This window comes from Mucilaginibacter sp. KACC 22773 (assembly GCF_028736215.1).
Taxonomy (GTDB): Bacteria; Bacteroidota; Bacteroidia; order Sphingobacteriales; family Sphingobacteriaceae; genus Mucilaginibacter.
The window spans coordinates 1,730,233-1,751,918 of record NZ_CP117883.1; the positions used below are offsets into that span (position 1 = coordinate 1,730,233).

Genomic DNA, 21,686 nt, shown 5'->3' on the forward strand with positions numbered 1-21,686 from the left:
TGAAAATTGTCTCGTGTTAGCTCTATTAACATTCTGATCTGATTCAGACAAAATTTTGCTAATTCTTAAATTCTGAAAATTCTGATTCAGACCAACGCGTAAGGGATAAAAGCGGATACCGGCCCGTGCCTAATGCCCGTGTGCGTATGAGCGGTTAGCCCGGCCCGCAGGGATACGCCCACCATAGGTGTAGATTAAAGGCACGAAGGCAGAAGCCTCACGCAGGCGTCTTAATTCTTGATTCTTGACTCTTGATTCTTTTTAACCCCTAATTATAAAACGTCCAGCTAACACCAAACTTCAGCAAATGATCTTGCATAGGGTAGCGGTTTACGGTGTAGAAACCTTTGCTTTGCAAGCCCTGGTTGGCATAATCATACATCAGGAACAGGTTGGTGCGTTGAAGGGTGGCTTTAAAGTAAACCGATGCAACAGGATACGATGTAAAAGTAATATCGGGCCCATTGTAAAACTGGCCAATACCTACCGCGTATGACGGTGCTACGTACGGTGTATTATACCTTACGCTTACGCCAAAGTTTGATTTAAGTACGTTGAAAAGTGTTTTGCTGAAATACAGGTTGCTATAAGTATAAACCTCGGGCGTGCGCAGGGTTGATTGATAATCTGTTTTTTGGTAAACCACGTAGTTATCAAAATGCAGGCTGTGGTAGCTTAAATTTTTACCCACACTTATCTTAAGCAGGTTGATATCATTACTCAGCTGTGCGGGGTGGGCGTCGATACCGCCATCCTGGGCCGTAAAATACATGTACCCTGCAATTAAAAAGTATTCGGCCTTGATATCAAGCTGCAAAGGGTTGTTGATATAGCTAAACGATGCGCTGGTTGTTTTTTGGTTTTGGAAACTGTTGTGGAAAATATAGTGGTTACTTATCCAGTTGGTATAAATGAGCGGCGGTGAGCTGTTTTGCGAATACGCTTCCAAAATAATTTTGCCTGCTTTATCATTACCTGCAACATTAAGTTTTGCACCGTAAAAGTAATCGCCAAAGTCGCGGCCCTGGACAATCTGTCTAAAGTCGCCTTCAAGACCGAGCCGGTCGCTAAAACGATAGCTGAATTTAGCTTTCAGGGTAATGTCCTGGAAGGTATTATTCTGCATTTTATTTTGATGGATATACTTGTATCCATACTGGTTTAGCACGGTGTCACTTACGTATTGCGCGTAGTTATAAAGGTCATGTACCAGGCCCAGATCGAGCTTTACCTCGTTTTTAACAAACTTTACCGATTTACTGCGGAGATAGAAACTATACGAAAATTCGTTTTGGATATGCGTTACCGACAGCGAGTCCCTTGACCGGTTATAGCTGTAATAATAATCGGGGAATACATTATAAGTATCGGGCTGATTTGTTTGCAGGTAATTATAACTGCTGTTTTGAACAAATAAGGTGTGCGCTACACGCTGGGTAGGCAAAATTTTGGAGTTATCCTTGCCTTTGTTCAAACTATCAATACGGCCCAGGTAATAAAACTGCTTTATATACAGGCTTTTATCTGTCCATTGCTGATAGCTGTTTTGAAGCCGCACGGGGGCCGAGTTTTTAAAGAATAGGGAATTGCTTTTGCCTGTGAAAATGGTATCGTTAAGGATTGAACCCGTTTCTGGCGCTTTTAAATTATTGTAAATGATGTTGGCCAGTAAATTATAACGCTTGCCGGGCGATTGATACCAGGTAAAAAAAGCAGCATTTACATCGCTCACATTTTGCTGCAACACGCTGCTGGTGCTATAAAATCCGCGCGATCCGTTAAAGTTAAGGTTAAAACCCACATTCCAGTTTGGTTTTACATTTTGGGTGTGGATGATTTTAAAAACCTGCTCGGCCGAACTGCCAAAACCGTTAAACAACGTGAGGTTGGAGTACGCCACCCTGGCGTTATAATATTTAATATCCTGCGGTTTTATGGCATACACATCCAGCGAGTGCAGGCCGGTGTTGAAACCAATGGTTTGGTCGGGCTCAAACAGCATACTTCGCTGTGATACGCCGTTATAGCCAAGGCTGATGCGCGGATGGCGGGGATCGGTAAGCGGACTGTAATTTTCAAAGTTATAGATGCCGGTATCCAGCGCGAAAGTTTGTGTGCTGTCGCTCAGGAAACGCTCCATCGTCACGCGGATAAATTTGGCGCTGAAAATTACAGAGTCTTTTTTATTGTCCTCTTTTTTGCGCAGGCTATCCAGCAGTTCATCGTCACTAACCTTCCGTTGAGTTTTTACCGTATCGCGCGTTGATAGCGGTCTTGCCCGGTTTACCTGGCCATATTGTGCAAAAGCCGCCTGTATGCCAAAGCACAACAGGAACAATAAAATATATTTGAGCTTATGATGCATTAATTACACTAATTACCGGCTATCAGATTTTTGAGGATCAGGGTCAGTTTTGGCTCGGCTTCCTCGGCTACCCTTATAATTTCTTGTAACGACACAGGTTCCAGTACATCAGTAAAACCTTCGTCGGTTAATACCGATATGGCAAATACCGGGATACCCATATGGTTTGCTACAATAACTTCGGGTACGGTGCTCATGCCTACTGCGTCGCCGCCAATTATCCTTAAATAAGTGTACTCGGCCTTGGTTTCTAAATTAGGGCCGGTTACAGCAACATAAACTCCCTTATGGCAGGTAATATTGTTTGCCGCTGCAATAGTTAAAGCTTTATCAATCAGCGTGCGCTGGTACGGCTGGCTCATATCCGGAAAACGGGGCCCAAGCTCTTCGTAATTTCGGCCAATGAGCGGGTTTTGCGGTTGCAGGTTAATATGATCGGCAATAACCATCAGGTCGCCTTTTTTAAAATCGGGGTTAAGGGAGCCACTGGCATTTGATACGTAAAGGGTTTTAATGCCCAGGTATTTCATCACCCTAACCGGGAAGGTTATTTGTTGCATGTTATAGCCTTCGTAATAGTGTAATCGCCCTTGCATAGCTACCACTTTTACACCTCCAAGTGTGCCAAAAATCAATTTACCCGAATGAAACTCCAATGTCGAGATTGGGAAATCGGGGATGTTGGAGTACATCAGCTGTTTTTCAACAACGATGTCTTTAACCAGGCCACCCAGGCCTGTGCCTAAAATTATACCTACCTCGGGTTCAAAATCGCCTATGCGGTTTTTGATGTACCGGGCGGTGCTTTCAATATTGTCTAACATATTTGGTTACTAAATTATCAAACTGCTGTTTGCCGTTATTTAAAAAACTAATACCGATTGGCAGTACCAAAATGGGCAGTTTTTTGATGGCCGGCTGCAATTCCTGTTCCCCTAAACGCTGCGCATCCTTTTCTGTTGTGATGATCAATTTTTTTTGTGATGTGCAGGCAAAAAAATCATCGGCAAGTTTACTGATATTTTTTAAGCTAAACTGGTGATGATCGGGATATTTATGGTGATTGACGATAGATGTATGGTTTTTTAAATGCGATAACAAAGGCGCCGGATTGGCAATACCCGTAAGCACAAACACGGCGGTTTGCTCATCAATGTTTTGATATACAGTAGCTCCATTCATATTTTGCAGGGCCAGGTAGTTTATGGAGGTAAAAAATAGCTGCTGATGGGGCAGGGGCTTAATGTGCTTTTTTATGATAGCCATTTCTGCATCTGCCAATGTTGGCGGGCATTTGCTGATGACAATAACATCGGCCCTCTCGCGGCCACTAAACGGTTCGCGTAGGTTACCCGTAGGTAATACCAGTCGCGGTTGGTTAAGGCGGTTATAATCAAACAACAAAATGCTAAAGCCGGGTTTAAGCGCCCGGTGCTGGTAGGCGTCATCTAAAATTACCAGGCTGTATTTATCTTTTAACTGCTGTATACCCGCTACCCGTTTTTCGCAAACCGCAACGGTAACCTTCGGGAATTTATGTTTAAACTGGGCCGGCTCATCGCCTATAACCGATGCTTGCGGGTTATCGCCTGCCAGCAAAAAGCCTTTAGTTTTACGGCCGTACCCGCGGCTAAGTATGGTCGGTTTTTCATCCTGAAACAACCGGATCAGGTATTCCGTCATGGGGCTTTTGCCTGCGCCGCCTGCATCAAGGTTGCCCACCACAATAACCGGGCGGTTAAAACCGGTACTTTTAAATACCCCGGCATCATAGCACCAGTTACGAATAGTAACAACCAGGCCGTAAATGAGCGAAAATGGGAATAGAAGCCAACGGAGGAGTTTCATATGGGGTAAATAGTATTAGGCCTCATTTGTTTAGTAGTAGTGAAATTTCGTGAAACTCTGAAGGCAAAATAGGGCGCGCATGGCGACGAAGACTCACCCGGCGAGGCTGCGCCCGCCACCCTCTCTTCACCTGCGGTGGAAAGAGGGGCTTGAATTGTAAATAACGCGGTATTAAAAAAACTAAAATAATGAAATTTCAAACCCCTCTTTGCGGCGAAGCCGGAGAGAGGGCGGCGGGCGTAGCCTCGCCGGGTGAGTATTAGCCTGCGTTCAAAGCCGATGTTTGTATCGCTATCCAACATATCATGAGTAGCGTACCGTGGCAGTCGCAAACTGTGCGGGCTTGTAGTACTTTGCCCACAAATGCTTTGTTCCTCGCAATAACATGGAATCGATGGTTTATTCATTTATCCTTTTAAAGAAGAAACAAATCTAAAAATTTAAAGGCTATTTGTAGCAGCGTTGCTATTGGATGTTAGGTGAAACAGCTTATAGGAAATTTAATTGCTGTCGTTTATCAATCAAAAACATTGCCTGCTCTTTTTTAACCGAAGGGAATTCGTCTAAAAAATCCTCAAGAGAAATCCCTGCTTTTAAATGATCAAAAAGGTGACTCGACCGGCACTCGTGTACCGGCAAATACCGGTCTTCCGCTTAAAATATCCTGATCTATATTGACAACCTTTTGAATATCCATATCATAAAGATACGATTATTGATTTTACTGAGTATTTTGCATCTGATAAACAATTCACTCATGAAACTCAAACTTCTCACCCCCTTTTTACTCCTCACCACCGCCACCTTCGCCCAAACCGATAAAAAACTAACTGTGCAGTTACAGGATGCCGTTAAAGGTTTTCATGGCCAGGCAGGTATTTATGTACAAAACCTTAAAACGGGTAAAACCGCTGCTATTAATGCCGATACACTGTTCCCTACAGCCAGTATGATTAAGGTGAGCATTCAGTGCGGACTGATGGACAAGATAGAGAAGGGCGAGCTGCATTATAACCAAAAGCTGGTTTACCGCGACTCGCTTTTATATGCCGGAGAGGATCTTTTAGGCTCGTTCAAAGATAAGGATACGGTGCAGTTGAGTAAAGTGGCCATGCTGATGATAACCATGAGCGATAATACCGCAAGCCTGTGGCTGCAAAAACTGGTTGGCGGCAATTATATTAACAACTGGCTGCAACAAAATGGTTTTAAAGTAATGCGTGTAAACTCGCGTGTGGCCGGCCGCGAGGCTATCCGCAAAATTTATGGCTGGGGCGTTAGCACACCCTATGAAATGTGCCGCCTGTTTACCATGATCAGAAAAGGCGAAGCTGTAAGTCCCGCCGCCAGCGAAAGGATGTACCGTAACATGGGCCGTATTTACTGGGACGAGCACGCGCTGGCTCAAATTCCGCCATATGTGCATACCATATCCAAGCAAGGTGCGGTTGACGAGTCGCGGTCAGAAACTGTGCTGGTAAATGCGCCCCATGGCGATTATGTATTCTCGATCATCACCAACCATAATACCGACCAAAGCTGGGGAACAAGTAATGAAGCAGGCTTGCTCATCAAAAAAATATCGGCCCTGCTATGGCATTATTTTGAACCTGCCAGCGACTGGAAACCCGTCGAAGGTGTAGATAAATTTATGCTGAATGAATAGCTGCGCAGTCATTACCGCTGCGCTGGTCATTGGTCATTGGTCATTGGTCATTGGTCATTGGGCATTGGGCATTGGGCATTGGGCATTGGAAAAGGCACAGCCTTTTCCAATGCCCCGTATGGTGATTTTTTACCATCTTGTTTTTAGTAGAAAAGCCCAATGACCAATGACGAGCGCAGCGAAATGACCAATGACAAGCGCAGCGACAATGACTAATGACAGCGCAGCGATATGAACCCATAATAATTAAGTAAAATTTCTGTTTGCTTTGCAGTTAAATGGATGCCGTTTGTTATAATTGGCAATTATATCAATGTGTTAAAAATACACATACCAGTTACAACCAATTAAATGAAAAAAACACTTACTTTATTTGTATTGCTTATACTTAGTATTATAGTAAAAGCACAAACTATTGCCAACTTATCGGGCACTATAACCGACGAAAAAAGCCAGGGTATTGCCGGCGCTACTGTTTATCTGCTGAATACCAATTACCGTGCTGTTGCCGATAAGGACGGGAAATTCTCATTAAAAGATATTGCATCCGGGAGCTATATTTTGCGCATCAGCGCCGTTGGTTATGCTGCAAAAAGCCAATCGATTGTTTTAAGCGGCACTATGCGCCCAATAAGTATTCAATTGAAAGATGCCAGTAACCAACTGGATGAAGTTACCGTAACGGCTCAAAAATACGAGGAGGATGCCCAAAAAGTGCCTTTCAGTGTTACAACCTTATCGGCCAGGCAAATAAAAGATTACCGGCTTTGGGATTTGAAAGATTTGACAGCTATTGCCCCTAACTTAAACTCGGCCAGCTCCGGCGATGGCCGCAATGTCAGTGGTATTAGGGGTATAGTTACCACATCCTATGATCCTGCTGTAGCTACTTATGTTGATGGCGTAAACCAATACGGCCTGGATACTTACATCCCACAGTTGCTTGATGTAGATAGGATAGAGGTGCTGCGCGGTCCGCAGGGCACACTATACGGCCGTAATGCTACAGGCGGTGTTATCAATATCATTACCAAACAGCCATCAAACACGGTAAGCGGTTTTGCCGGGCTCGATTTTGGCAACTACGGCCAGCAGCGTTTTACCCTGGGTATAAAAGCACCGTTGATAAAAGATAAATTATTTTTAGGTGTGGCCGGTGTTTACTCGGGCTTTAATGGTTTTTATACCAATACGTTTGATAACAGCCATTTTGATAAACAACACTTCTTTTTAGGAAATTACTACCTTAAATTCCTGGCTACATCAAAACTGGCTTTAACGCTTAATGTTAAAAACTTTAACAACCGCAATAACGGTGCCTTTACGTTGGCCGGTTCGCCGGATGATGCTTTGAGTAAGCCTTACCAGGTAGATCAAAACGCCACTACCAAAATGATTGATAATACCTTCCACGCTTCATTAGCCATCAATTATTCGGGCAGCGATTTTAACTTTACCTCGCAGTCATCCTACCAGGTAAATAACCGTTATTATACCAAACCTATTGATGGTGATTTTTCGCCTATCGACGCGGTATCCGTTGTAAATAATTACGGTGGCGACTGGAATAAAGTACGTACAGGTATCCAGGAGTTTAGGTTTACTTCGCCTGCATCCTCAACCTCTAAATTAAAATGGACCGCCGGCGCTTATGGTTTTTATCATTACGCCCCAAACAAACAGGGAACTTATTTTGGCGCTGACGCGGCAGCGGTTGGCTCGCCAATAACCAACTTTACCAGTATCAATACCAATATCGACAGAAATTTTGGCGTGGCAGTTTATGGCCAGGTAACCTATGTTGTTAGTCCGCAATTTGATATTACAGCCGGGTTGCGTTATGATCATGAACATAAAAAAGAAAGTGTAAAAGGCGAGTTTCAGCCTGATGGCGGCGATGCTATGGTTACCCGCTCGGATACTTCTTCCTCGGCCAATTTTAAAGCCTTTTCACCAAAACTTAACCTGGCTTACCATCTTTCGGCCAATAATAATCTGTATGCAACTTATAGTCGTGGTTTTAGGGCCGGTGGTATCACCGAACTGGGATCAGACCCGTCATCGCCACCACTATACACTTTTAAGCCCGAGTACAGTAACAACTATGAGGTTGGATCAAAAAATAATTTTTTTGATAATAAATTGCGTGCCAACTTGGCTTTGTTTTACACCCGTGTTACCGACGCACAGGTGCCAACTTTAATATTGCCCGATGCTATTACCGTAACCAAAAATGCAGGCAAGCTGAGCAGTAAAGGTGTTGAAGTGGAGCTGAGCACTACACCAATAAAAGGCCTGGAAATTGAAAATAACTTTGGCTATACCCATGCCCGCTATACCGACCTGGCGGTTGGCAGCAACGGAGAAATAGTCGATTTAAAAGGCAACAAGCAAATTTATACACCTAAATTTACCAATATGCTGGCCCTGCAATACGGTTACGCACTGGGCGGCCCTCAAAAAGCAAGATTAATAGCCCGTGGCGAGTGGCGCTACCTTGGCGACCAGTATTTTGACCTTGCTAACACCATTGAGCAAAAAGGCTACAGTAAATTCAATGCCAAAATTGGCATCGATACTAAAAACTATAGCCTGTTTTTATGGGAGAGCAACATAGGTAACAAAAAAGCTATTGATTACGCATACGATTTTGGCGCTACCCACTTAGGTAACCCAAGGGTTTACGGTGTATCAGTAGCCGCTAATTTTTAACGTCAGGCCGCTTTGTGCGGCATTTCTCTGTAGATCTCACCATCCAACTCACAACCACCCTTAGCATGCTTTGGGTGGTTCACGTCAATTGTTGGATCACTGGGATTTACATTGAATTTAGGTTTTCCCCATTGTTTAAAAAAGAAAGCAACATTTTCTTCTTCGCATTTCACTTTTACAAAATCAATCCATTTTTTTTGTAAAGGTCTTGCTTTATGACCTGATTCGCCACCTACTATAACCCAATCAATTCCATTGAGAATCAACGATTTTACAGGGCCAATCAAAGGTTCTATCGATAAAAATTTTGTTTTTGCAGCGGTTTTTGACAAGTGTTCTACTCTAAAAGTATAGTCATCATTTTCAACCGATACCCCCATCCAAATATTATCGGTCCATTTTAGTTTATGAGATAACTCCAATAGCCTTTCTGACCTTTTGGTTAACACCTGATAAATATGCTGCGGTGTATTATTCATTACAGAAAAAACAGCGCTTATAAATTCGAATGGAACATCATCATGAAATAGGTCACTCATAGAATTAACAAAGACCACCTTAGACTTTTTCCATGTAAATGGTATTGATAAAGTTTCCGGGTGAGTTCTCAACTTAAATCCATCTTTATATTTGTCTATGCCCATTGACTTTAAACGTTTGGACATAGCCTCTGCATAGCAATTTTTACAGCCCGGACTGATTTTGTTACATCCTGTAACTGGATTCCAGGTCATTTCTGTCCATTCAATTCCTGAGTTACTCATAGTACAATTATTTTTTTATTGATTTCGTCTTTATGCAAGTTGGAGGTAATCAATTCAAAATCAAATTTTATTTTATTATTTGATTTCAATCTGTTTAACACGGCGTTTGCATCTTTAAATAAGAAACCTTCATTCAAAGTATATAGATAAACTGAATGTTTAAACTCTAATTGCTTTGAAATGATACTCTCAGTAAGATTTTTTTCAAATATCTGTCTTTTACTTGGTTTATTATACTGTTCAAATAAAGAAGGTGTTTTTAGATCGATATGCTCACTATCTATATCGTAATTAGCTTCTCCCCGAAGTTTGTCATTTTTCCAAGCGATGGTTAAGAACTTTTCAATTCCTAAAGTATGATTCGTGCCAAAAATTAACCCGTAAATATTTGATCCTTTTTTGATTGAAAACGGGGCGAGATAATATCGTTTATTTTGGTGGATTAATGATTTATAATGTTGAAGAACATTTCTGTGGATATGGTAATAGTTGATTTGTTGAACTTCTGCCACATCAAAAGAAAAATATTTTTGAAACTCAGGCGTCGTAGCGAATCTTTTAAAATATGAGGAAGATATATAGAACAAGAAATCGGTCTGCTTCAAAGAAATGATCTTGTTGAAAATATCTTTCGTTATTTGTTTAATTCCATTTTGATCAAGAAACAAAAAATTCGCAGATGTTTTCATAGAATCATATAGAGATAAAAATAACGTACTAAAATCTTCTTTGTATTTCTTAATAATAAATTGACCCTCTATGCCTTTTAACGCCTCTTCTAAAAAAGTGTAGTTGTCGTTATCGAGTTCGTTAAAATGCAAAATGACCTGTACATTTCTCTCTTTTATAAACTTTTCAAGCGATTGGACTATTTCTAAAGCAATTAGTGGACTGCCACTTATGTTATTCATGTCTTTTCCTTGACCTGCAAAAAAATCAAAAATCTGAATGGTTGTCCAAATTGGTTCCTTTTTTGATACAAATACAGGTAGCCACTCTTTAAGGTAGTCTCTAAATACATTAAGTTTCGCTAAAGTTCCTTCATCGAATGGTTTTCTAAATAGGTCTTTTCCGGGCATAAAATTACTAATTTTTTTAGTATTTCAAATAATTGGTTATAATTATTTAAATATATAAATATTTAGCAATCAATATGATTGTGAAGGCTTAGCAATTAGAAAATGAGATTTCGTTCGATGTTTATGGCGGGTAATATTGCTAAGGTTGTTATTACCCGCAAGATAATATTGAAGTTAATAGCTAATTTTTAGTGTATACCTCGCCTTTATAAGGATGAATGGTTGAGTAAAAGGTATAACCTGCTACATGCATCAGGTAGTAGGTCATGATATCGCACCAACAAATTTCATCATGAAACATCGGGACCGCCGGGAACTTACCTTCCTGGCGGCTTTCGTCTTTATTGTAATCGTAATCGCCGCCGTGTTGCTTTATCCAGTCTTTAAACATGTCCATTTCTGCGGGATCTGAAAAAACTATTTTAAAAAAAGTTTCCTCTTTAACCGACTTAAGATCGTCGTTAATATAATGGTGGAATTTATGCCGATGGCGGATTATTTTGGCGGTTATCATACTGTATATGCTTGTGGTGCAGTAGGGTAACACTAAATAGTAACTAACGTTTTAATTATTATTTTATGGTAGTTAAATAAATGTTAGCTATGTATCTTTAGCCTGTTATAACATTGTATTTTTTACCTATGAAAAAACTTATCGCAATTATAGTAGTTTCTGCGCTATTCGTGAGTATCAACATTAAAGCTGTGGCACAGGCAAATACCACGGCCAAATCGCTAAAAGTATGGTTGCTGGCTGGGGTAAACTTGAAAAGCAATCCCGACGACAAGAGCAAAACCATTGCAACCATTCCTTACGGAACCATTGTAAAGCCTGTTAAATCAGCGGGAGAAGCTAAGGCCTTAACGGTCGATTTTAACACCACAGCTTTAAAAGAACCCTACCAACTGAATGGTAAGTGGATAAAGGCGGAGTTTAACGGTAAAAAAGGGTTCCTGTTTAATGGCTATCTGTCTGCTATGCCTGCGTTAGAAATGGATGATCACGGCTTTGTAGAAACGGAAGATGCATACCTTAAGCGTAACTACGGGGTTTTAAAAATTGCGAAAAGGATACCCAAAAAAGGAACCAAAGAAACAAGTATTTATTACAAAAACGGGGCCGTGACTACCGAGACCTATTTTGACGGCTGTGCCGACCACAAACTGCTTTTAAAGAACATTAGCCTGGATGAAGCGATGCTTTTTGAAAAGGTGTTACATAAAAATGCAGATGCTGCGCAAAACATTAAAGTTGAACAGCAGCAAGCAGGTGTGATAAAAATATCATCGTACGATTGTGACTGATATTGTTTAAATTCGATTTTATTTAAACCTGTCTAACCATATCTCCTGTTCATGAAAAAATTAACCGTTCTAACCCTGTTTTTAACTATAGGTTTGCTGCAGTTTACTACTGCACAGGTTGTAACCAAATATGGCGATAACGTGAGTACCCTTGACGGTATCATGAAAGCCTATTATGATGTAGTAACGGTAAAAAAAGGGGAGAAGGTAAGCTACGAGCGCGATAGCCTGCTGCATATTGCCAATGCCCACGTAGGCTCGGGATATATTGATAAGCAAGGCAAACAAAAATTTGGTTATATGACGTTGAAAGAATATCACCGCCGGTCGGATGATATGCTTTCGCGCGATGGTTTTGACGAAAGGGAGATTTCTCGTAAGGTAGAACATTTCGGCAGCGTTTATCATGTATTTAGCACTTACGAATCGCGCAATTTTGCCGGTGGCCCCGTGATTGAGCGAGGTATTAACAGCATCGAATTGTTTAACGATGGTACCCGTTTCTGGATACTGGCCTGGTTTTTTGACGGAGAACGAAAAGACAACCCGATACCAAAGGAGTATTTAAATAATATCAAGTAGTCAGTATCAAGATTGGAGAGCTGATGGTTGGATACCCCCCGTCATTGGTACCAAGCAATGACTGACTTTTTTACGGGTAATCAATACTTTATCCGTTTGTGCCCCGGTTGTTTTTAAGGATGGATAACAAATTCCAAATTGAAATTTCCAACCCCGAAATTCAAATAATAGTATTATATTTCATCCTCTGATTAATTATATGATTTTTAAACGATTGATTGCGTACGCCTGCTGTATGCTGTTTACCCTGGGGGCGTTTGCTTTAGAAGGCGATTCGCTGGTAACTATAACCGCCTTAAAAAATGAGTACCAGTTTAAATGGAACGGCCAGGCCAATCGTGTAGAAATTAAGGAGAAACTGAGTAATACCTACGTGAGCAATAGTTACGGCGTAAGCTACCCGGTATCTGAATTTTATAACGATAACACCAGTATTGATGCCGTAACTTGCAAGGTTGATGGCCATAACTTGCGGTCGTTTAAGCCAACCTATACCTACTACAGCCAGGACGATGTTTTTTACTCGGATGCAAAAATTTGCTACTTCCCGATGGATATGCCCAAAAAAGGAAGCATCGGCACGGTTACTTTTGAAGAAACCCTGAATGACCCCAGGTATTTTACCTCCATCTATTTTTCGGATGCGGCAATAGTACAGCAGGGCGAGGTAAGCCTTAAAATTCCGCGCTGGATGAAGGTAGGTATTAAAGAAATGAACTTTAACTCCTTCGGGATAAAAAAAAACACCGAATACATCTCTGGCGAAGATGCCGATGTTATCACCTATTCGTTTACAAATATTCCGGCCATGAAACGCGAGGCCAACAGCCCCGGCCCAACCTATATTTACCCGCACCTGTTGGTGTTGTGTAAATCGGCGGCGCCGGGCGGCAAGCAGATCACCTATTTCGGCTCCCTTGCCGATCAGTATGCCTGGTACCGCGAGCTGGTTAAAAATGTGGCAGGCGATCAAGCCGTAATCAGCGCGAAGGCAAAGGAATTAACTGCCGGCCTTACTGCCGATATAGACAAGATAAAAGCCATATTTTATTATGTACAGGATAACATCAGGTATATTGCCTTTGAAGATGGCATGGCAGGCTTTAAGCCCGAGAAGGCCGACGAAGTGCTGCGCAAAAAATATGGCGATTGCAAGGGAATGGCCAATTTAACCAAGGCGCTGCTGGTATCGCAGGGTTATGATGCCCGACTGTGCTGGCTGGGTACCAAACACATTGCCTATGATTACCAAACCCCATCAATGGCAGTTGATAACCACATGATATGTGCCTTAAATTACAAAGGGAAAATATATTACCTTGATGCAACCGAAAGCTACCTTAGCCTTAATGAATATGCCGAACGCATACAGGGCCGGCAGGTTTTAATGGAAGACGGCGATAAATACATCCTGAATAAAATACCTTATGCCCCGCTCTCACAAAACTCAACCAACCAACTGAGCAAGCTGAGTGTAAGCGGCACCAGCCTGGTAGGCAAGGTAAATTATACCTGGAAGGGCGAGGATAAGGAAAGTATTTTAAGCGGCTTAAACAGCATTAAACACGAAAATACGGATAAGGCTATGGTGAAATACCTGGCCGATGATAATAACGATTACACCATTAACAACCTGAAGCTAAGCAGCACTGCCAACCCTGATAAGGATTTGACAGCCGCGTTTGACCTGGAGCATAAAAATGCGGTAAACGTGTTTAGTAAGGATTATTACATCAATATCGACAGCCAGAAGGAACTGGCCGATTTTACTTTTAAACCCGCCGTGCGCAAGCTTGATTATTGGTTTGCCTATAAAATGAACATCAACAGTCAAACCGAGCTGGATATTCCTGCCAACTACAAAGCCGCAACCATACCTGCCGATTTGAACATTGTGAACCCCGATTATGAGTTTCACATCAGCTACACCCAACTGACCAACAAACTGGTGTACAAAAAAAGCCTGCTTATTAAAAATACCAGCTTGCCCAAAACCCGGTTTGAGCAATGGAACCACGATGTGGAACTGCTGGGCAAGGCTTACAACGATACCCTGATCCTAAAACCTACAAACTGATATATTAAATGAAACCACTTTACCTTTCACTATTTTTTTTATTCATTACTACTTTAACCTTTGCACAGGACAATGTGCCTTATGCCGAAAAGGCCGCCCAATTACAAAAAGAAATCTGGGGTACCACCGCGCCCGAGTTTAAAGTTACCAAAGTGCCCGATAGCCTGAGCAAAGAGAGCGCTGTTGTGCTGGCACGGTCGTTTAGCCTTAACCGTACATCAAATACCAAAATAAAGTTTTTAATTATTACCGCCGCTGCAAGCCTGCGTACCGTTAAACTCAAAACCTTTCACGAGCGTGTAAAAATTAACGATAAAGTATCGCTGGAAGATTACTCAACCCTGGAGTATCAAAAAAAGCTGGATAAAACCGTGTCCTTCTTCCTTACCAAATTTGTGAGTACCAATAATACATTTATCGGTGCAAAAATTGTTAAGCCAAACGGTAGCGAGGTAATTGTTAATACCGGCGAAGAGGTTTTAACTAAAAACGAAACCAAAGACCAAAAGGGCAAACTGGCCATCCCCGGTTTGCAGGTGGGCGATATTTTAGATTATTATGTAAGTACCGTTGATGTTGACGAAAACAGCAAAAACGCATCCTATAAAAATAACGACGATATTTTTGTACTTGCCGATGAGTACCCTGTTTTGTATTACAGCCTCGATTTTCAGTACAATAAAAAAACAGACGTAAAATATATTTATGCCAATGGCGCCCCGCATTTTGATGGCGGCCGCAATGCCGATGGCGACCTGGTGCTGAGCCTTAAGCTGCATAATATGCCTAAATACCAAAGTAACATATGGGTATCGGCCCTGCGCCAGTATCCCTATATCGAAATTGGCAGTACATTTAACAACGGCGCCGATGCATCATATGATACACGTGCGGTGGCCATTAAAAAAGCGTTTAAATATTCGTTTGAGGAGTACTCCGGCTTTAATGAAGCCGAAAAACGCACCAAAGATTATTTTAACACCGGCAAACCATTTAAAAATAACGCCGCAGATAGCGTATTCAAGGTGTTGTATGATATATGGAAATTCCAGGTGTTTTGCAACTACGACGGTGACGAGCTTGAAAATATTGACGGGATGAATTATCGCAGCGCCCGCAGTGTGCCGGCTGCCATTGGCATGAGTATGATGCTTACCCAATTGGGCATTAACCATGATGTGTTAATGGTAGCATCACGCATCAGCAATACGCTCGATAACATGTTTACATTTAACGATTTTGATGCTATCATCCGCATAAAAAGGGCCAAAACCTATTTTATGAGTTTTGACAATGTGGTTACCCATTTTGGCGAAGTACCAGAGCGTTTTGAAGGCGAAAAGGTAATTGCCCTGAATCCCGACCGCATTACCAACAAGTACTACACCTTTACCGAAAAGGACGACTCGTTATCAGTTTCAGCCAGCGATAAAAATTTTATTGACGAACAGCTACAGGTAAACCTGCTGTCAACAGATATGCAAAAGCTAAAAATTACCCGGCAGGTAAGCGAAAGCGGTTTCATGCGTCTTGAAGACCAAAAATCCCTGTTGCCGGCCGGCGATATTGACAAAGGTTTACAAACCCTGATAAAAGGCGAAGAACTATCAAAAAGAATAAAAGGCAAACACAAAGCCGACGAGTACTCAAATGCCTTTGAGCAGCAACGTAAAGACCAGTTAAAAGCCTTTACCGCCGAAATTAAAGGTAAATACGACCAGGAACCAACCGAAGTAAAGGATTGCAGGATCATCGACCCGGCTATTGAGAATACCAACCCTGCGTTTAAGTACAGCTCATCATTTGTGCTTAACAACATGGTGAAAAAAGCAGGCAACAATTACCTGGTTGACGTTGGCAAACTCACTGGCGGTTTTTACAAACTGGACGACACCGAACGCAAGCGCACTATTGACGTTTACATGCCCTGCGCCCGCAGTTTTAAATATACTATATCGCTGGCTATCCCACAGGGCTATACAGCCAAAGGAGTAGAAGAGCTGAACATTAAAAAAGAGAACAAAACTGGCTCATTCTCATCAACCGCAAGCATAAACGGTAACACATTAAATATTGTAGTAACCCGTGCCTACACCCACAACTTCGAAAAAGCCGCCGACTGGCCCGCGCTGGTCGAAATGATTGATGCGGCCGCGGCTTATAACGCTAAGAAGATTTTGCTGGAGAAGAAGTAGGGTTTGAGTTAGAGGAAGATCATAAAATATCTTGAACGAACTTTAAAAAAGAACCGTCATTGCGAGGAACGAAGCAATCCCGAACTATGTGGGACTTAGCATGTCGGGGATTGCTTCGTGCCTCGCAATGACATATTTGTATTAATAAAAAATGCTGATAATCAGCGTTTTGTAAGCGTTTTATTATAGGGGCAAAATTACGAAATCATAAAGGGGGGTAACACGCCAGCGAAAGACTTACAAGGTTTTATAGACTTCGGAAGGCTGGAATTTTCCTTCACAAACCTTAAAATCCATAAGATCAGGAATATTTAGGCCTTCTGCTTGTATGGAAAATAGAAGTTATGAAAATTTTATGGTCGATTTCATCAACCCAATAAATTATCAGAAATGGAAACTTGTTTAAAGATGCAGCCCGCAGTTCCGATTTATATTTAATAGGGAAATGGAATGGGTCTTTAGATATCCGGGATAAATAATAGTCAATTTCTTTGAAAAACTTCTTTCCTAAAGCAGGGAGTTGTTCTTCATACCAATCGTAGGCTTCAGAAAGTTCGTCTTCGGCCTGTAAAAGCAACTCAATTTCAAACACCTTCGTACTTTCTCCTGATTTCGCTCCACGGACGGGACGTGGTTTTACCAGCTAAAAAATCTTCTTTACGCTTAACCATTTCTTTTTCCTGCTCATCAGTTAACTGGTAATCATCGTCGGTATGATATTGATAGTTTAAGCTATCTAAAAAAGCCAGGAGTACTTTTTTTTCCTGTTCATTTTGAATGTCAATTGTTAGCGTCTCCATAATCAAATTTAATCTTTATTTAGCAAATTTAAAAAAGTAGTTTTTGAGTTCGGAGAGTCGGAAAGTCCGCAAGTCGGAAAGTCAGAAAAGTAACTGGAGTTGTTAGTCCGGAAGTCGGGAACTCCGAAAAGTCGTCGTCTGGAGTTAACCCTTCCCAACTTCCGGACTTTTCTGACTTTCGGACTTTCCCACTTTCGGACTAATAACTACATTTGCACACTATGACAGCTACCGAAATACGCCAGGCTTTTCTTGATTTTTTTGTTTCAAAGGGACACGTTATCGTTCCTTCGGCACCAATTGTAATTAAAAACGACCCAACCCTGATGTTTACCAACGCGGGGATGAACCAGTTTAAAGATATATTTTTGGGCGAAGCAGCAGCCAAGGCCACCCGCGTAGCCGATACCCAACGCTGCCTGCGCGTAAGCGGCAAGCATAACGATTTGGAAGAAGTAGGTATTGATACCTACCACCACACCATGTTTGAAATGTTGGGCAACTGGAGCTTTGGCGACTACTTTAAAAAAGAAGCCATAGCCTGGAGTTGGGAATTGTTGACCGAAGTTTACAAACTACCCAAAGACCGCCTGTACGTTACCTATTTTGAAGGCGACGAAAAGGAAGGTCTTGAAAAAGATACCGAAACTTACGACCTGTGGAAGCAGTTTGTTGATGAAGCCCACATATTGCCCGGCAACAAAAAGGATAACTTTTGGGAAATGGGCGAAACTGGTCCTTGTGGCCCTTGCTCCGAAATTCATTACGATAGCCGCCCCGATAGCGAGCGTGCCGAAGTAAACGGTGCGAAGCTGGTTAATGCCGACCATGACCAGGTGATAGAGATATGGAATAACGTGTTCATGCAGTTTAATCGCTTAAAAGGCGGCGCATTACAGCCATTGCCGGCCAAACATGTAGATACAGGTATGGGCTTTGAGCGTTTGGTGCGTGTGCTGCAAGGCAAAACATCCAACTACGATACGGATGTATTCCAGCCGATGATCCAGTTTATTGCGGAGAAAAGCGGTAAAAAATACAATAGCGCCGCCAAACCCGGCGATGCCGATTGGAACGAAGCCGTGGCCATGCGTGTACTGGCCGACCATATCCGCGCTATCAGTTTTGCCATTGCCGATGGGCAGTTACCTGCAAGTAATAAAGCCGGTTACGTAATCCGCAGGATCCTGCGCCGTGCTGTGCGTTACAGCTATCAGACTTTAGGTTTTAAAGAACCTTTCTTTAACCAGTTGGTGCCTTTATTGGCAGATCAGTTTAAAGGTGTGTTTGATAACCTTTACAGTCAGAAAGATTTTGTGCAGAAGGTGATTTTGGAGGAAGAAACAGCTTTTTTAAGGACCCTAGAAAAAGGAATACAATATTTAAATAATAATATCGTAGGTGAATCAATTTGGGGTACTGATAATACTCAAGTACTACCAGGTGCGCTTGCTTTCGAATTGTCAGATACCTACGGTTTTCCAATTGATTTAACTGAATTAATGGCTCGCGAGAAAGGTTGGGCTGTAGATATCGAAGGCTTTGAAAAAGCCCTCCAAGAACAAAAAACTCGCTCCCGCTCTGCCGGTGCCATTGATACCGGCGACTGGGTCACGCTAAAAGACGACGAAACATCCATCTTCACCGGTTACGATGAAACCGAAACCATTGCCCATGTGGTAAAATACCGCAAGGTAACGGCCAAAGGTAAAGAGCAATACCAGATTGTATTGGATAAAACACCTTTCTATGCCGAAAGCGGTGGCCAGGTAGGTGATAAGGGCGAGCTGGTTTTCCCGGATGGTACCATCATTTTGGTAACCGATACCAAAAAAGAAAACGGTTTAACTGTTCACCATGTAGATAACCTGCCCGAGGATATTGAGGATGCTTTAACTGCCATTGTTGACCCTGCTTTGCGCGGGCAAACCAATGCCAACCACTCGGCCACGCACCTGTTGCATGCCGCCATGAAACAGGTATTGGGTAGCCACGTAAACCAAAAAGGATCATTGGTAAACAGCGATTACCTGAGGTTCGATTTTTCGCATTTTGCCAAAGTTACCGATGAGGAACTGGCGCAAATTGAAGCTATCGTAAACCAAAAAGTACGCCAGAACATCCCGCTGAAAGAAGAGCGCAGCGTACTTTATGCCGAAGCCATCACCAGCGGCGTAACCGCCCTGTTTGGCGAAAAATATGGCGAGTATGTACGCGTCATCACTTTCGAAGATGAGTTTAGTAAGGAGCTTTGCGGTGGCACCCACGTACAGGCTACCGGGCAGATTGGCTTCTTTAAAATAATTGCCGAAAGCGCCGTAGCCGCCGGCGTGCGCCGCATTGAAGCCATAACCGGCGTTGCTGCCGAGGTGTACATCACCAACCAAAGCCGCATGGTCGACCAGCTTAAAGATTTGCTTAAAAACCCTAAAGACCTGCCAAAAAGCATAGAAAGCCTGCTGGACGAAAATAGCAAACTGAAAAAAGAAATTGAAAAAGCCATCCTCGAGAAATCATCAGGCTTAAAAAACGAACTGGCACAAAAAGTAGAGGCTGTTAATGGCATCAACTTCATTGCCCAAAAAGTAGCCCTGCCCAACGCCGAAGCCATTAAAAACCTGGCCTACCAGTTAAAAGATATTGTACCCAACCTGTTCCTGGTCCTTGCAGCCGATTTTGACGGCAAACCCAGCCTGACAGTGATGATAGCCGAAAACCTGGTAAAAGAAAAAGGCCTGCACGCCGGCAACATCGTAAAAGAACTCGCCAAAGAAGTAAAAGGCGGCGGCGGCGGCCAGCCATTTTTTGCAACCGCCGGCGGCAGCGATGTAAGCGGTTTGGATAATGCATTGGCCAAGGCGAGAAGTTTTGTGGCGTAGTATAAATTATAAGCCATGCCAATGATAAACCATGTCATTATAAGGCACGAAGCAATCGCTAACTATACATAGTGGACATGCACAGTTCGCGATTGCCACGCTATCGCTCGCAATGATAGGTTTATGACCTGATATATTACCGTGGCGGTCTTGATACCTGATACTTGCGACCTGATACTTTTCATGCAGTTATCTTGATACTTGATACTCGTTACTTGATACTAAAAGAAGCTACTTGATACTATTCCCCAATTTCAATCCACACCGGGCAATGGTCGCTGGTTTTTTCCCAGCCGCGTACATTACGGTCTACGCCGGCGGATTGCAGGCGGTCGGCAACATCTGGGCTCAGCAGGAAATGGTCAATACGCAGTCCGGCGTTACGGCCATAGGCGTTGCGGAAATAATCGAAAAAGGTATAGATCACCTCGGTGGGGTATAGTTTACGGATGGCGTCCGTCCAGCCCTGGTCGACCAGGTTTTTGAAGGCCAGGCGCACTTCGGGGCGAAAGAGGGCATCATCCAGCCAGCGCTCAGGTTTGTAAACATCCAGTTCGGTAGGCATTACGTTATAGTCGCCCGTAATTATGGCGGGCACACCATGCGCCAGCAGGCCCGATGCGTGACTGGTAAGTCGCTCGAACCAGCGCAGCTTATAATCCAGTTTGGGGCCGGGGGCGGGGTTGCCGTTGGGCAGGTACAGGCAGCCAATAACAATGCCGTTTATAAAGGCTTCAATGTAACGGCTGTGCTCGTCGTCCGGGTCGCCGGGCAGGCCCTTGCGTAGCTCTTTAATTTCGTAGTTGTTACGGGCCAGGATGGCTACGCCGTTCCAGCTTTTTTGGCCATGCCATATGGCGTTGTAACCAGCACCGGTAATGGCCTCCAACGGGAATTTATCCTGGGGGGCCTTTAGTTCCTGCAGGCAAACCACATCGGGAGCGGTTTCGGCAAGCCAGCGCAGCAGCACCGGCAGGCGGCCATTTACACCGTTAACATTATAGGTGGCAATTTTCATGTGGTAAAAATTGGATTTTTTTGTAAAAAAGTTAGCGAAAATTAAGCCATAATTAGTCGGAAGCTGAAATTTATTTGTAGAAAGCTGCGGCTATGAGAATAATCCGTGCGTGATCTCTTCAATCTCCGAATCGCCGTAGAAAAAGATGGTTAAGCCACGCGCGCCATCGGTGATGCTCAGGATGTCCTCGCGTTTAATATTGTTTTCGTTTATAAAAAGCGCCAACCGGGCGGGAGTACTAAAAGAGTCGGTTTTTACGATGATCATGGTAGTATTTTATATATTAAGATTGCGTTCCCGATGGTTTGTTACAGGACGTTAGAAGGGATAGAAAGTTTGGGTAGCGGGCCTTGAGATGTATTTTGATTTATTTGTTTGGTGGAACGCTGCCAGTGT

19 protein-coding genes are annotated in these 21,686 nt (G+C 42.8%); 7 read left to right on the forward strand and 12 right to left on the reverse strand.

Features of this window, described 5'->3' with window-relative positions; translation table 11 throughout:
- Positions 1-268: 268 nt before the first annotated feature.
- The 5 genes from PQ469_RS07610 to PQ469_RS31370 form a co-directional block, all read right to left on the reverse strand.
- Positions 269-2,365, reverse strand: coding sequence for a putative porin (locus tag PQ469_RS07610; protein WP_274212405.1), 2,097 nt, complete (start codon positions 2,363-2,365; stop codon positions 269-271).
- A gap of 8 nt (positions 2,366-2,373) precedes the next feature.
- Positions 2,374-3,189, reverse strand: coding sequence for a purine-nucleoside phosphorylase (locus PQ469_RS07615; protein WP_274212406.1), 816 nt, complete (start codon positions 3,187-3,189; stop codon positions 2,374-2,376).
- On the reverse strand, positions 3,173-4,213 hold the full coding sequence (gene lpxK / locus PQ469_RS07620) for a tetraacyldisaccharide 4'-kinase (protein ID WP_274212407.1): 1,041 nt from the start codon (positions 4,211-4,213) through the stop codon (positions 3,173-3,175). The genes PQ469_RS07615 and lpxK overlap by 17 nt, the downstream gene beginning before the upstream one ends.
- Before the next feature lie 489 nt (positions 4,214-4,702).
- Positions 4,703-4,852, reverse strand: coding sequence for a DUF433 domain-containing protein (locus tag PQ469_RS31365; RefSeq protein ID WP_443192801.1), 150 nt, complete (start codon positions 4,850-4,852; stop codon positions 4,703-4,705).
- Positions 4,815-4,910 carry a DUF433 domain-containing protein gene (locus tag PQ469_RS31370; RefSeq protein WP_443192802.1) on the reverse strand — a complete coding sequence of 32 codons (96 nt, stop codon included), beginning with the start codon at positions 4,908-4,910 and terminating at the stop codon, positions 4,815-4,817. The genes PQ469_RS31365 and PQ469_RS31370 overlap by 38 nt, the downstream gene beginning before the upstream one ends.
- Before the next feature lie 60 nt (positions 4,911-4,970).
- Between PQ469_RS31370 and PQ469_RS07625 the strand changes: the two genes are divergently transcribed.
- Both PQ469_RS07625 and PQ469_RS07630 read left to right on the forward strand, forming a co-directional pair.
- Complete coding sequence (locus PQ469_RS07625; protein ID WP_274212408.1) at positions 4,971-5,879, forward strand: serine hydrolase; 909 nt, start codon at positions 4,971-4,973, stop codon at positions 5,877-5,879.
- Between the two features lie 351 nt (positions 5,880-6,230).
- Positions 6,231-8,591, forward strand: coding sequence for a TonB-dependent receptor (locus tag PQ469_RS07630; RefSeq protein ID WP_274212409.1), 2,361 nt, complete (start codon positions 6,231-6,233; stop codon positions 8,589-8,591).
- Positions 8,592-8,593: 2 nt separating this feature from the next.
- Here PQ469_RS07630 and PQ469_RS07635 read toward each other — a convergent pair whose 3' ends face one another.
- From PQ469_RS07635 to PQ469_RS07645, 3 genes are all read right to left on the reverse strand, one after another.
- Complete coding sequence (locus PQ469_RS07635) at positions 8,594-9,355, reverse strand: DUF5131 family protein (RefSeq protein WP_274212410.1); 762 nt, start codon at positions 9,353-9,355, stop codon at positions 8,594-8,596.
- Complete coding sequence (gene tcmP / locus PQ469_RS07640) at positions 9,352-10,434, reverse strand: three-Cys-motif partner protein TcmP (protein ID WP_274212411.1); 1,083 nt, start codon at positions 10,432-10,434, stop codon at positions 9,352-9,354. Before tcmP ends, PQ469_RS07635 begins: the two co-directional genes overlap by 4 nt.
- Before the next feature lie 181 nt (positions 10,435-10,615).
- Positions 10,616-10,948, reverse strand: a complete 333-nt coding sequence (locus tag PQ469_RS07645) for a hypothetical protein (protein WP_274212412.1) — start codon at positions 10,946-10,948, stop codon at positions 10,616-10,618.
- Between the two features lie 128 nt (positions 10,949-11,076).
- On the opposite strand from PQ469_RS07645, the gene PQ469_RS07650 reads away from it, so the two are divergent.
- The 4 genes from PQ469_RS07650 to PQ469_RS07665 all read left to right on the forward strand — a co-directional run bounded on the left by PQ469_RS07650 (position 11,077) and on the right by PQ469_RS07665 (position 16,593).
- Positions 11,077-11,739, forward strand: coding sequence for an SH3 domain-containing protein (locus PQ469_RS07650; protein WP_274212413.1), 663 nt, complete (start codon positions 11,077-11,079; stop codon positions 11,737-11,739).
- 51 nt (positions 11,740-11,790) lie between these two features.
- Positions 11,791-12,321, forward strand: coding sequence for a hypothetical protein (locus PQ469_RS07655; protein ID WP_274212414.1), 531 nt, complete (start codon positions 11,791-11,793; stop codon positions 12,319-12,321).
- Between the two features lie 199 nt (positions 12,322-12,520).
- Positions 12,521-14,398, forward strand: a complete 1,878-nt coding sequence (locus tag PQ469_RS07660; RefSeq protein ID WP_274212415.1) for a transglutaminase-like domain-containing protein — start codon at positions 12,521-12,523, stop codon at positions 14,396-14,398.
- Positions 14,399-14,406: 8 nt separating this feature from the next.
- Positions 14,407-16,593 (forward strand): DUF3858 domain-containing protein, encoded by a 2,187-nt coding sequence (locus tag PQ469_RS07665; protein WP_274212416.1) that lies wholly within the window; start codon positions 14,407-14,409, stop codon positions 16,591-16,593.
- Between the two features lie 301 nt (positions 16,594-16,894).
- Here the strand turns inward: PQ469_RS07665 and PQ469_RS31375 are convergent, their stop codons facing one another.
- On the reverse strand, positions 16,895-17,185 hold the full coding sequence (locus PQ469_RS31375; RefSeq protein WP_443192803.1) for a type II toxin-antitoxin system RelE/ParE family toxin: 291 nt from the start codon (positions 17,183-17,185) through the stop codon (positions 16,895-16,897).
- The gene (locus PQ469_RS07670) at positions 17,178-17,393 is read right to left on the reverse strand and encodes an addiction module protein (protein WP_274212417.1); all 216 of its coding nucleotides are present in this window, start codon (positions 17,391-17,393) and stop codon (positions 17,178-17,180) included. Before PQ469_RS07670 ends, PQ469_RS31375 begins: the two co-directional genes overlap by 8 nt.
- 221 nt (positions 17,394-17,614) lie before the next feature.
- Between PQ469_RS07670 and alaS the strand changes: the two genes are divergently transcribed.
- The gene (alaS, locus tag PQ469_RS07675; RefSeq protein WP_274212418.1) at positions 17,615-20,272 is read left to right on the forward strand and encodes an alanine--tRNA ligase; all 2,658 of its coding nucleotides are present in this window, start codon (positions 17,615-17,617) and stop codon (positions 20,270-20,272) included.
- A gap of 241 nt (positions 20,273-20,513) precedes the next feature.
- On the opposite strand, the gene xth is transcribed toward alaS, so the two are convergent.
- The gene (gene xth, locus PQ469_RS07680; protein ID WP_274212419.1) at positions 20,514-21,290 is read right to left on the reverse strand and encodes an exodeoxyribonuclease III; all 777 of its coding nucleotides are present in this window, start codon (positions 21,288-21,290) and stop codon (positions 20,514-20,516) included.
- A gap of 90 nt (positions 21,291-21,380) precedes the next feature.
- On the reverse strand, positions 21,381-21,557 hold the full coding sequence (locus PQ469_RS07685; protein ID WP_274212420.1) for a hypothetical protein: 177 nt from the start codon (positions 21,555-21,557) through the stop codon (positions 21,381-21,383).
- Positions 21,558-21,686: the final 129 nt, after the last annotated feature.